The following is a 12,707-nucleotide window of genomic DNA, read 5'->3' on the forward strand; positions in this document are numbered from 1 at the left end:
TTGAATATATCCTCTTTAAATTGTTTATTTTTTGATATGAGTAGAAGTTTTACCCATATATAAAGAAAGGTTTTTGAGGTGAAAGGCTAAAGGATATTTTTTATGAATTAATTGCTAAAAAATTGCATCCTGGATATGGCGTAAATGTAATTAAAGACGGGGACTGCGGAGAACAGGCAATAAAAAAGCCGGTCAGGAAACCTGACCGGCTTTTTAGCAGTGCATCAACGATTAATTGTTGTCAGAACCGCCCAGACCTGCGTTGAGCAGCTCTGCCAGGTTGGCAGATGCTTCTTCCACGCTCACCTGCGGTGCCGCCGGCAGTTCGCCAGCAGCGCGACGGCGCATACGATCCTGGTGGTACGCATAACCGGTACCGGCCGGGATCAGACGACCCACGATGACGTTCTCTTTCAGACCGCGCAGTTCGTCGCGTTTGCCCGCAACGGCTGCTTCGGTCAGCACGCGAGTGGTCTCCTGGAACGATGCCGCGGAGATGAAGGACTCGGTGGCCAGAGACGCTTTGGTGATACCCAGCAGATCGCGGGAGAACGTTGCGCCCACTTTGCCGTTCGCTTCCAGTTCGCGGTTCGCGATCTTGACGCGGGAGTATTCCACCTGCTCGCCTTCGAGGAAGTCGGAGCTGCCTGCGCTTTCGATGGTGGCTTTACGCAGCATCTGACGAACGATAACTTCGATGTGTTTATCGTTAATCTTAACGCCCTGCAGACGGTATACGTCCTGGACTTCGTTAACAATGTAACGGGTCACAGCATGTACGCCACGCAGACGCAGAATGTCGTGCGGTGCTTCCGGACCGTCGGAAACTACGTCACCACGTTCTACACGTTCACCTTCGAACACGTTGAGCTGACGCCATTTCGGAATCATCTCTTCGTACGGCTCGCTACCGTCTACCGGGGTGATAACCAGGCGACGTTTCCCTTTGGTTTCTTTACCGAAGGAAATGATACCGCTGATTTCAGCCAGGATAGCCGGCTCTTTCGGACGACGTGCTTCGAACAGGTCCGCAACGCGCGGCAGACCACCGGTGATGTCCTTGGTACCGCCGGATTCCTGCGGAATACGCGCCAGGGTGTCACCAGAGCTGATCTGTACGCCATCTTCCAGCTGAACAATCGCTTTACCCGGCAGGAAGTACTGAGCAGGCATATCGGTACCTGGGATCAGAACGTCGTTGCCCTGAGCATCAACGATTTTCAGCGCCGGACGCAGATCTTTACCACCTGCGGTACGTTCTGCAGAGTCCAGAACCACCAGCGAAGACAGACCGGTCAGCTCGTCGGTCTGACGAGTAATGGTCTGGCCGTCGATCATGTCAGTGAAGCGGATAAAACCACTCACTTCGGTGATAACCGGCATGGTGTGCGGATCCCAGTTTGCGACGGTTTCACCGCCGGCAACCTGCTCACCGTCGCCTTTCGCCATAACCGCACCGTAAGGCACTTTATAGCTCTCTTTGGTACGACCGAATTCGTCGATCAGCTTCAGCTCGGTGTTACGAGAAGTGATAACCAGTTTACCGCTGGAGTTCACAACCGACTTCGCGTTGCTGAGCTTGATGCTACCTTTGTTTTTCACCTGGATGCTGGATTCAGCAGCCGCACGAGATGCCGCACCACCGATGTGGAACGTACGCATCGTCAGCTGTGTACCCGGCTCACCGATGGACTGTGCCGCGATAACGCCGATAGCCTCACCTTTGTTGATGATGTGGCCACGCGCCAGGTCACGACCATAGCAGTGCGCACATACACCAAAGTCGGTGTCACAGGATACAACGGAACGCACTTTGACGGAGTCAACGGAGTTCGCTTCCAGCAGGTCACACCAGTGCTCGTGCAGCAGCGTGTTGCGTGGAACCAGAATATCCGCAGTACCCGGCTTCAGCACGTCTTCCGCCGTCACACGACCCAGTACGCGATCGCGCAGCGGCTCTTTAACGTCGCCACCTTCGATAACCGGCGTCATAGTGATGCCTTCCAGGGTGCCGCAGTCGTCTTCAGTGACGACCAGGTCCTGGGCAACGTCGACCAGACGACGAGTCAGGTAACCGGAGTTCGCTGTTTTCAGTGCGGTATCCGCCAGACCTTTACGCGCACCGTGCGTGGAGATGAAGTACTGGAGTACGTTCAGACCTTCACGGAAGTTCGCGGTGATCGGCGTTTCGATGATGGAGCCATCCGGCTTCGCCATCAGACCACGCATACCGGCCAGCTGACGAATCTGTGCAGCAGAACCACGCGCACCGGAGTCGGCCATCATGTAGATGCTGTTGAAGGAAACCTGCTGCTCTTCCTGACCGTCACGGTTAATCACGGTTTCGGTTTGCAGGTTATCCATCATCGCTTTGGATACACGATCGTTCGCCGCAGCCCAGATATCGATAACTTTGTTGTAGCGTTCGCCCGCGGTCACCAGACCGGACTGGAACTGTTCCTGAATCTCAGCAACTTCCGCTTCCGCTTCGCTGATGATTTCGTATTTTTTCTCCGGGATGACCATGTCATCGATACCAACGGATGCACCTGAACGCGCTGCGTAAGCAAAGCCGGTGTACATCGTCTGGTCCGCGAAAATAACGGTCGGTTTCAGGCCCAGAATACGGTAACAGGTGTTCAGCATCTTGGAGATCGCTTTCTTACCAAGCGCCTGGTTCACAATAGAGAACGGCAGACCTTTCGGTACGATCATCCACAGAATGGCACGGCCAACGGTCGTGTCTTTCAGGCTGGTTTTCGCGACAAACTCACCATTGTCGTCTTTTTCGTATTCAGTGATACGCACTTTAACGCGCGCATGCAGAGAGGCCAGGCCGGCGCGATAAATACGCTCAGCTTCTTTCGGGCCAGTCAGCACCATGCCTTCGCCTTTGGCGTTAACACTGTCACGGGTCATGTAGTACAGACCCAGTACAACGTCCTGAGACGGAACGATGATTGGTTCGCCGTTCGCCGGGGACAGGATGTTGTTGGTAGACATCATCAGCGCACGCGCTTCCAGCTGGGCTTCCAGCGTCAGCGGTACGTGAACAGCCATCTGGTCACCATCGAAGTCGGCGTTGTATGCCGCACAAACCAGCGGGTGCAGCTGGATGGCTTTACCTTCGATCAGAACCGGTTCGAATGCCTGGATACCCAGACGGTGCAGGGTCGGCGCACGGTTCAGCAGGACCGGGTGTTCACGGATAACTTCGTCCAGGATATCCCAAACGACAGCTTCTTCGCGCTCAACCATCTTCTTAGCGGCTTTGATGGTGGTGGCCAGGCCACGCAGTTCCAGCTTGCCGTAGATGAACGGTTTGAACAGCTCCAGCGCCATTTTCTTCGGCAGACCGCACTGATGCAGACGCAGGTATGGACCTACGGTGATAACAGAACGACCGGAGTAGTCAACACGCTTACCGAGCAGGTTCTGACGGAAACGACCCTGTTTACCTTTGATCATATCGGCCAAAGATTTCAGAGGACGTTTGTTAGAACCGGTGATCGCACGACCGCGACGACCGTTGTCCAGCAGGGCGTCAACCGCTTCCTGCAGCATACGTTTTTCGTTGCGTACGATGATATCCGGCGCAGCCAGATCCAGCAGACGTTTCAGACGGTTGTTACGGTTGATCACGCGACGATACAGATCGTTGAGGTCAGACGTCGCGAAACGACCGCCATCCAGCGGAACCAGCGGACGCAGATCTGGCGGCAGTACCGGCAGAACGGTCAGGATCATCCACTCCGGCTTGTTGCCAGACTGTACGAAGGCTTCCAGCAGCTTGATGCGCTTGGTCAGCTTTTTACGCTTGGTTTCGGAGTTGGTTTCGTTCAGCTCTTCACGCAGCTGCTCGCATTCCTGCTCCAGATCCATATTGCGCAGCAGCGCCTGGATCGCTTCCGCACCCATCTTCGCGTCGAATTCGTCACCGAACTCTTCCAGCGCGTCCAGGTACTGTTCTTCGGTCAGAATCTGGTTGCGTTCGAGGTTGGTCATGCCACCTTCGATAACCACATAGGATTCAAAGTACAGTACACGTTCGATATCGCGCAGCGGCATATCCAGCAGCAGGCCGATACGGGACGGCAGGGATTTCAGGAACCAGATGTGCGCAGTCGGACATGCCAGCTCGATGTGGCCCATGCGCTCACGACGCACTTTGGTCTGGGTCACTTCAACGCCGCACTTCTCACAGATCACACCGCGGTGTTTCAGGCGCTTGTACTTACCGCACAGGCACTCATAGTCTTTTACCGGCCCAAAGATACGGGCGCAGAAAAGGCCGTCACGCTCAGGTTTGAACGTACGGTAGTTAATGGTTTCCGGCTTTTTAACTTCACCGAAAGACCATGAACGGATCATGTCTGGCGAAGCCAGAGCAATTTTGATCGCATCAAACTCTTCGGTTTTAGTTTGCGCTTTCAGAAACTTTAATAAGTCTTTCACGGATTTGCTCCCGTCGGAGTTAGCACATTCCGCTGCCGGGCGTTAACCCGGCAGCAGTGACCTGTTTGAGCGAGAATTACTCGTCTTCCAGTTCGATGTTGATGCCCAGCGAGCGAATTTCTTTCAACAGTACGTTGAAGGATTCCGGCATGCCCGGTTCCATCTGGTGATTGCCGTCCACGATGTTTTTATACATCTTGGTACGACCGTTCACGTCATCAGACTTAACGGTGAGCATTTCCTGCAGGGTGTAGGCTGCGCCGTATGCTTCCAGCGCCCACACTTCCATCTCACCGAAGCGCTGACCACCGAACTGCGCCTTACCACCCAGCGGCTGCTGAGTCACCAGGCTGTAAGAACCGGTGGAACGCGCGTGCATTTTGTCGTCGACCAGGTGGTTCAGTTTCAGCATGTACATGTAACCCACGGTTACCGGACGCTCGAACTGCTCACCGGTGCGGCCGTCGAACAGGGTGATCTGACCGGAAGTCGGCAGATCGCCCAGCTGCAGCAGCGCTTTAATTTCCGCTTCTTTCGCACCGTCGAACACCGGCGTTGCGATCGGCATACCTTTGCGCAGGTTTTCAGCCAGACGCAGAACTTCTTCATCGCTGAAGGTATTCAGGTCAACTTTCTGACGAACGTCAGCGCCCAGATCGTAGGCACGCTGGATGAACTCGCGCAGTTTCGCGACTTCCTGCTGCTGTTTCAGCATGGCGTTGATCTTATCGCCGATGCCTTTCGCAGCCATACCCAGGTGAGTTTCCAGGATCTGACCGATGTTCATACGAGACGGTACGCCCAGCGGGTTCAGGACGATATCTACCGGCGTACCGTTAGCATCGTGCGGCATATCTTCGATCGGGTTGATCTTAGAGATAACACCCTTGTTACCGTGACGACCTGCCATCTTGTCACCAGGCTGGATACGGCGTTTAACGGCCAGGTATACCTTAACAATCTTCAGCACGCCCGGTGCCAGATCGTCTCCTTGGGTGATTTTGCGGCGTTTCGCTTCGAGTTTTTTCTCGAACTCGTGTTTCAGTTCGTCGTACTGCTCAGCCAGTTGTTCCAGCTGATTTTGTTTCTCTTCGTCGGTCAGGCCCAGTTCCAGCCAGCGATCGCGCGGCAGTTTATCGAGCTTCTCAGCTTCAACGCCACCGGAGACCAGCACCGCGTAGATACGACTGAACAGACCGGCTTCGAGGATCTGCAGTTCTTCAGACAGGTCTTTTTTGGCCTGCTTCAGCTGCATCTCTTCGATTTCCAGCGCACGTTTATCTTTTTCTACGCCGTCACGGGTAAAGACCTGAACGTCGATAACGGTACCAGAGACACCGTTCGGTACGCGCAGAGAAGAGTCTTTAACGTCAGACGCTTTCTCACCGAAGATCGCACGCAGCAGTTTCTCTTCCGGCGTCAGCTGGGTTTCACCTTTCGGCGTAACCTTACCAACCAGAATGTCGCCGCCGGTCACTTCCGCACCGATATAAACGATACCGGACTCATCCAGTTTGGAGAGCGCAGCTTCACCCACGTTCGGGATGTCAGCGGTGATCTCTTCCGGCCCCAGCTTGGTGTCACGGGACACGCACGCCAGTTCCTGAATGTGGATAGTGGTGAAACGGTCTTCCTGGACAACACGCTCGGAAACGAGGATGGAGTCTTCGAAGTTGTAGCCGTTCCACGGCATGAACGCGACGCGCATGTTCTGACCCAGCGCCAGCTCACCGAGGTCGGTGGACGGGCCGTCGGCCAGCACGTCGCCGCGCTCGATAGGTTCGCCCAGGGACACGCAAGGCATCTGGTTGATGCAGGTGTTCTGGTTAGAACGGGTGTATTTGGTCAGGTTATAGATGTCGATACCCGCTTCGCCCGGGTACATCTCGTCTTCGTTAACTTTGATAACGATACGGGAAGCATCCACGTACTGAACGGTACCGCCGCGCTTAGCAACGGCAGTAACGCCGGAGTCGACGGCTACAGCACGTTCCATACCGGTACCAACCAGCGGCTTATCAGCGCGCAGAGTCGGAACGGCCTGACGTTGCATGTTCGCACCCATCAATGCACGGTTGGCGTCATCGTGTTCCAGGAACGGGATCAGGGACGCACCGACGGATACCACCTGCTGGGTGGATACGTCCATGTAGTCAACCTGGTCGCGGCTGAACAAGCTGGATTCGCCTTTGCTACGGCAGGTCACCAGATCTTCTACGAAGTGGCCGTTTTCATCCAGGTTGGAGTTCGCCTGAGCGATAACGTAGTTGCCTTCTTCGATAGCAGACAGGTAGTGAATTTCGTCGGTAACCACACCGTCGGTCACTTTACGATACGGCGTCTCAAGGAAGCCATATTCGTTGGTCTGCGCGTATACGGACAGGGAGTTGATCAGACCGATGTTCGGACCTTCAGGCGTTTCGATTGGACATACGCGACCGTAGTGAGTCGGGTGTACGTCTCGAACTTCGAAGCCTGCGCGCTCACGGGTCAGACCGCCTGGGCCGAGTGCGGAGATACGACGTTTGTGCGTGATCTCAGACAGCGGGTTGTTCTGGTCCATAAACTGAGACAGCTGGCTGGAACCAAAGAACTCTTTCACTGCTGCGGAAATCGGCTTGGCGTTGATCATATCCTGAGGCATCAGGGTATCCAGATCGCCCAGAGACAGACGCTCTTTCACCGCACGTTCTACACGTACCAGGCCAACGCGGAACTGGTTTTCAGCCATTTCGCCAACGGAACGGATACGACGGTTGCCGAGGTGGTCGATATCGTCCACTTCGCCTTTACCGTTACGGATATCGATGAGCTTCTTCATCACTTCGATGATGTCGTCTTTGCTCAGGATACCGGAACCTTCGATTTCGTCGCGCAGCAGAGAACGGTTGAACTTCATACGACCAACCGCGGACAGATCGTAGCGGTCTTCGGAGAAGAACAGGTTCTCAAACAGGCTTTCAGCGGCTTCACGAGTTGGCGGCTCGCCAGGGCGCATCATGCGGTAGATTTCTACCAGCGCGCTCAGACGATCGTTAGTCGGGTCGACGCGTACCGTTTCAGAGATGTATGGACCGTGGTCCAGATCGTTGGTAAACAGCGTTTCGATGCGCTTGTGGCCAGACTGGCTCAGCTTAGCCAGCAGATCCAGGCTCAGCTCCATGTTCGCCGGGCAGATCAGTTCGCCAGTCGCTTCATCGATATAGTCTTTAGCCGCCACTTTGCCCGCGATATATTCAACCGGCACTTCGATATGCTTGATATCGTCTTTTTCCAGCTGACGGATATGGCGAGCCGTGATGCGACGGCCTTTCTCAACGTACACTTTGCCGTTGGCTTCGATATCGAAGGAGGCGGTTTCACCGCGCAGACGCTCCGGAATCAGCTCCATCTGCAGCTTGTTGTCGCGAATTTCAAAGACCACTTTTTCGAAGAACAGGTCAAGGATCTGCTCAGTGGTGTAATTCAGCGCGCGCAGGATGATGGTAGCCGGCAGCTTACGACGACGGTCGATACGAACGAACAGGTTGTCTTTCGGGTCGAATTCGAAGTCCAGCCAGGAACCGCGGTAAGGGATGATACGTGCGTTATACAGAACCTTACCGGATGAGTGAGTCTTACCTTTGTCACTGTCAAAGAAGACGCCCGGGCTACGGTGCAGCTGAGAAACGATAACACGCTCGGTACCGTTGATGACGAAGGTACCGTTGTCGGTCATGAGCGGGATTTCGCCCATGTAGACTTCTTGTTCTTTAATGTCTTTGACGGTGCCTTCCGGCGCTTCGCGCTCGTAGATCACCAGACGCAGTTTTACGCGCAGCGGTGCAGAGTAAGTCACGCCACGGATCTGACATTCTTTAACGTCAAAAACCGGTTCGCCCAGACGGTAGCTGACGTATTGCAGCTCGGAATTACCGCTGTAGCTCTGAATCGGGAACACGGAACGGAAAGCAGCTTCCAGACCGTACTGCCCTTCAGGATCTTGCTCGATAAACTTCTGGAACGAGTCAAGCTGGATAGAAAGGAGATATGGCACATCCAGAACTTGTGGACGTTTACCAAAATCCTTACGAATACGTTTTTTCTCGGTATAGGAGTAAACCATAGGGTTCCTCAGCTCGCTGACAAGTCGACCCATCTGCCCGCAGAGGGCAGTTTTTTATGCAACACTATTTTGTTGACCGGAAAATGGAACACTTTCCGCAATGCCTGTTGCTATCACGCTTAAACCATTTCATTGCGATTTACACAGCCCAGGAACCCTAACCTGTCGCAGTATATTAAGTCGTCGATAGAAACAAGCATTGAGAGGCAAACCAGTAGTCAAACAGCGTGAAACGCTACTGGCGCCTTACAGCGCAAAAAGGCTGGTGACCAAAAAGTCACCAGCCTCAGCCTGATTTCTCAGGCTGCAACCGGAAGGGTTGGCTTATTTAACTTCAACTTCAGCGCCAGCTTCTTCCAGAGATTTTTTCAGAGCTTCAGCGTCGTCTTTGCTGATGCCTTCTTTCAGTGCAGCCGGAGCAGATTCTACCAGGTCTTTAGCTTCTTTCAGACCCAGGCCAGTCGCGCCACGTACTGCTTTGATAACAGCAACTTTGTTAGCGCCAGCAGCTTTCAGAATTACGTCGAATTCAGTTTTTTCTTCAGCAGCTTCAACCGGGCCAGCAGCTACAGCTACAGCAGCAGCAGCGGAAACACCGAATTTTTCTTCCATTGCAGAGATCAGCTCAACAACGTCCATTACGGACATAGCGGATACTGCTTCAATGATTTGATCTTTAGTGATAGACATTTAAATTGTTCCTGAATATCAGAATAAGTTTATACGTAAGCGAATGCTTTACAATGATAACTGCGATTAAGCAGCTTCTTTCGCATCGCGTACAGCAGCCAGAGTACGAACCAGTTTGCCAGCCGAAGCTTCTTTCATGGTTGCCATCAGGCGTGCAATTGCTTCTTCGTAGGTCGGCAGAGTTGCCAGGCGGTCGATCTGCGACGCCGGGATCAGCTCACCTTCAAAGGCAGCGGCTTTGACCTCAAATTTTGCATTCGCTTTCGCGAACTCTTTGAACAGACGAGCAGCAGCGCCCGGGTGTTCCATAGAGTATGCAATCAGGGTCGGACCAACAAACGTGTCTTTCAGGCACTCGAACTGAGTACCTTCAACGACGCGGCGCAGCAGGGTGTTACGAACAACACGCATGTATACGCCAGCTTCACGACCTGCTTTACGCAGTTCAGTCATTTTATCTACAGTTACGCCACGGGAATCCGCAACTACTGCAGACAGCGCGCCTTTGGCTACTTCGCTGACTTCAGCAACAATCGCTTGTTTGTCTTGAAGATTTAAAGCCATTAGCTTTGCTCCTGGATGTTTGCCAGAGCCTATGCCCTGGAACTCACTTCACTCAATTCAACGAAAAGAGCGTCTAAATACGGTGAGCAGAAACAAGCCAGAATATCCAAAAATAATCTTAGCGTTCTGTCACCGTCTACGCAGGGGATTAAGTTTCTTGCGAAACACCTGCGGTCTTCGACGGAGGCCTGGATAGGCCAGGCTCCAACGAACAATTCGGTTACCTGCTAACCATCGTTAGCAAACGTGGGCGAAGATTGTAGACAAATTCGCCGCCCACGTAAAGGTATTAGTTTGCAGAAGCGTTCAGGCCAGCCTGATCTACTGCAACACCTGCACCCATGGTGGTGGAGATGCTAACTTTCTTGATGTACACGCCTTTCGCCTGAGTCGGTTTTGCTTTTTTCAGCGCAACCAGCAGAGCTTCCAGGTTTTCTTTCAGTTTGTCAGCGTCAAAGTCCACTTTACCGATGGTGGTGTGGATGATGCCGTTTTTGTCGTTACGGTAACGAACCTGACCTGCTTTCGCGTTTTTAACCGCTTCAGCAACGTTCGGAGTTACGGTACCCACTTTCGGGTTCGGCATCAGGCCACGCGGACCCAGAACCTGACCCAGCTGGCCAACAACGCGCATTGCATCCGGGGAAGCAATAACAACGTCAAAGTTCATTTCGCCTTTTTTGATCTGCTCAGCCAGATCTTCCATACCTACCAGCTCAGCGCCTGCAGCTTTAGCAGCTTCAGCGTTTGCGCCCTGGGTAAATACGGCTACGCGAACGGAACGGCCAGTACCGTGCGGCAGTACAGTTGCGCCACGGACGTTCTGGTCAGATTTACGCGCGTCGATGCCGAGATTAACGGCAACGTCTACGCTTTCGGTAAATTTAGCGGTGGCCAGCTCTTTCAGCAGAGCGATGGCTTCGTTGATGTCGTACTGTTTAGTTGCATCAACTTTCTCACGGATCACGCGCATGCGCTTGGTCAGTTTAGCCATTTCTTAGTCCTCCACTACCAGGCCCATGGAACGTGCAGTACCTTCGATGGAGCGAGTCATCGCTTCAATGTCGGCACCAGTCATGTCGGCAGCTTTGGTCTGCGCGATTTCCTGCAGCTGAGCGCGGGAGATTTTACCCACTTTATCTTTGTTCGGCTTACCGGAACCAGACTTGATGCCTGCAGCTTTCTTCAGCAGAACAGCAGCCGGCGGAGTCTTGGTAACAAAGGTAAAGGAACGGTCAGCGTAAACGGTGATAACAACCGGGATCGGCAGACCTTTCTCCAGGGAATCAGTTTTGGCGTTGAACGCTTTGCAGAATTCCATGATGTTCACGCCCTGCTGACCCAGTGCTGGGCCGACCGGCGGGCTCGGGTTCGCCATACCAGCTGCAACCTGCAGCTTGACGTAGGCTTGGACTTTCTTAGCCATTCTTAAATCCTCAAATTGGGTATTAACGCTTCAGAGAAGCTCCCCGTGATTAAACATCGTTTTACGGGCCGGGCCCATAAAAACAAAAGGCGCGAAATTGTATGCCAATTTCGCGCCCTATGCAACGATTAAATCGCTGCTTTTTTGATCGCCGGCTTACGCCTTCTCAACTTGGCTGAAGTCCAGTTCTACCGGGGTCGCACGACCGAAGATAGAAACGGAAACTTTCAGGCGGGACTTCTCATAGTCCACTTCTTCCACCACGCCGTTAAAGTCAGCGAACGGACCGTCGTTAACGCGAACCATTTCACCCGGTTCAAACAGCGTTTTCGGACGCGGCTTATCGCCAACCTGCTGCAGACGATTCATGATGGCGTCGACTTCTTTGTCGCTGATCGGCGCCGGACGGTCAGAGGTACCGCCGATGAAGCCCATCACGCGCGGTACGCTGCGCACCAGGTGCCAGCTTGCGTCGTTCATGACCATCTGGACCAGAACGTAGCCCGGGAAGAATTTACGTTCGCTTTTGCGACGCTGGCCGCCACGGATCTCAACCACTTCTTCGGTCGGGACCATGACTTCGCCAAATAACTCTTCCATGTTGTGTAATTTGATATGTTCACGCAGCGACGTGGCTACGCGACCTTCAAAACCGGAAAACGCCTGAACGACGTACCAGCGCTTTTTAGGAGCTTCAGACATCTCAGAACCTCAGGCCAGTGATAAAGGAGACCAGGCGAACCAGAATACCATCCAGTCCCCACAGGATCAGTGACATTACTGCAGTCACGGCAGCAACAATCAGCGTAGTATGCAGCGTTTCCTGGCGAGTCGGCCAAATCACTTTACGAACTTCGGTTCTCGCTTCGCGAGCAAAAGCAACGGTCGCCTTACCTTTCGTCGTCAACAGCGCGACGCCACCGGCAGCAGCAATAAGAATAACCACGGCCAGCGCACGCACCGCCAGCATAATGTCGCGATAAAGGAAGTTGCCCACGATCGCCACGATCAGCAGCACGGCAACGATAATCCACTTCATCGCTTCCAGGCCGCGCCCGCTCCCTTGAGCTTCGGTATTCGCACTCATAAACCAACCTGTCAGAAGTATTCTACAAACAATTTCACCCCGCGGGGGCGAGGCGATCCAAACCGAAATTAAGTTTCGGATTATACACTTAACTATTCAAATTGCTTCAACGCTGACGGTTCTGTCGCCCCTGCCCTGCTGTTGCAAAGAAGGATACTGATTTGCCGTCGCACTACCGCTCGAATGGTTTGGTGTATAAACGCCCTCTTCAGAGCCTGTCTCAGCAATGATTATGACAAATAAAATCACTGATGAGCCAGGTTCTGGTGTGAAAGCGTGCAAAAAGGGCATCAAATGATGCCCTTTTATTGCGCATTGCGTCAAATGTTATCAGCGATTAGCCGAGAACTTTAGCAACCACGCCCGCGCCAACGGTACGA

Annotated in this window: 8 protein-coding genes; all 8 read right to left on the minus strand. The window is 53.4% G+C overall.

Translation table 11 applies throughout. The features are described from left to right. Positions 1 to 231: 231 nt before the first annotated feature. On the minus strand, positions 232 to 4,455 hold the full coding sequence (gene rpoC / locus ACOI6Z_RS26345; protein ID WP_065813242.1) for a DNA-directed RNA polymerase subunit beta': 4,224 nt from the start codon (positions 4,453 to 4,455) through the stop codon (positions 232 to 234). Between the two features lie 76 nt (positions 4,456 to 4,531). Further along, positions 4,532 to 8,560 (minus strand): DNA-directed RNA polymerase subunit beta, encoded by a 4,029-nt coding sequence (gene rpoB / locus ACOI6Z_RS26350; protein WP_004206758.1) that lies wholly within the window; start codon positions 8,558 to 8,560, stop codon positions 4,532 to 4,534. A 324-nt stretch (positions 8,561 to 8,884) separates the two neighbouring features. Next, on the minus strand, positions 8,885 to 9,250 hold the full coding sequence (rplL, locus tag ACOI6Z_RS26355; RefSeq protein WP_002884142.1) for a 50S ribosomal protein L7/L12: 366 nt from the start codon (positions 9,248 to 9,250) through the stop codon (positions 8,885 to 8,887). 66 nt (positions 9,251 to 9,316) lie between these two features. Then, on the minus strand, positions 9,317 to 9,814 hold the full coding sequence (gene rplJ / locus ACOI6Z_RS26360) for a 50S ribosomal protein L10 (RefSeq protein WP_001207203.1): 498 nt from the start codon (positions 9,812 to 9,814) through the stop codon (positions 9,317 to 9,319). 289 nt (positions 9,815 to 10,103) lie between these two features. Next, positions 10,104 to 10,808, minus strand: coding sequence for a 50S ribosomal protein L1 (gene rplA, locus ACOI6Z_RS26365; protein ID WP_002884036.1), 705 nt, complete (start codon positions 10,806 to 10,808; stop codon positions 10,104 to 10,106). Between the two features lie 3 nt (positions 10,809 to 10,811). Beyond that, a complete protein-coding gene (gene rplK, locus ACOI6Z_RS26370) occupies positions 10,812 to 11,240 on the minus strand; it encodes a 50S ribosomal protein L11 (protein ID WP_002884034.1) in 429 nt (142 codons plus the stop codon). 156 nt (positions 11,241 to 11,396) lie between these two features. Beyond that, entirely contained in the window at positions 11,397 to 11,942 is a 546-nt protein-coding gene (nusG, locus tag ACOI6Z_RS26375; protein WP_001287521.1) for a transcription termination/antitermination protein NusG, read from the minus strand. A 1-nt stretch (position 11,943) separates the two neighbouring features. Next, the gene (gene secE / locus ACOI6Z_RS26380; RefSeq protein ID WP_002883772.1) at positions 11,944 to 12,327 is read right to left on the minus strand and encodes a preprotein translocase subunit SecE; all 384 of its coding nucleotides are present in this window, start codon (positions 12,325 to 12,327) and stop codon (positions 11,944 to 11,946) included. Positions 12,328 to 12,707 lie beyond the last annotated feature (380 nt).

Origin of the sequence: Klebsiella sp. C239 (assembly GCF_048822715.1) — a bacterium.
In the GTDB taxonomy this organism is placed as follows: domain Bacteria; phylum Pseudomonadota; class Gammaproteobacteria; order Enterobacterales; family Enterobacteriaceae; genus Klebsiella; species Klebsiella quasipneumoniae.

Bases quoted from the DNA above. Each gene is read 5' to 3' on its own strand.
- rplL (WP_002884142.1), bottom strand. From the start codon at position 9,250: ATGTCTATCACTAAAGATCAAATCATTGAAGCAGTATCCGCTATGTCC.
- rplK (WP_002884034.1), bottom strand. From the start codon at position 11,240: ATGGCTAAGAAAGTCCAAGCCTACGTCAAGCTGCAGGTTGCAGCTGGT.
- nusG (WP_001287521.1), bottom strand. From the start codon at position 11,942: ATGTCTGAAGCTCCTAAAAAGCGCTGGTACGTCGTTCAGGCGTTTTCC.
- rplA (WP_002884036.1), bottom strand. From the start codon at position 10,808: ATGGCTAAACTGACCAAGCGCATGCGCGTGATCCGTGAGAAAGTTGAT.
- rplJ (WP_001207203.1), bottom strand. From the start codon at position 9,814: ATGGCTTTAAATCTTCAAGACAAACAAGCGATTGTTGCTGAAGTCAGC.
- rpoB (WP_004206758.1), bottom strand. From the start codon at position 8,560: ATGGTTTACTCCTATACCGAGAAAAAACGTATTCGTAAGGATTTTGGT.
- secE (WP_002883772.1), bottom strand. From the start codon at position 12,327: ATGAGTGCGAATACCGAAGCTCAAGGGAGCGGGCGCGGCCTGGAAGCG.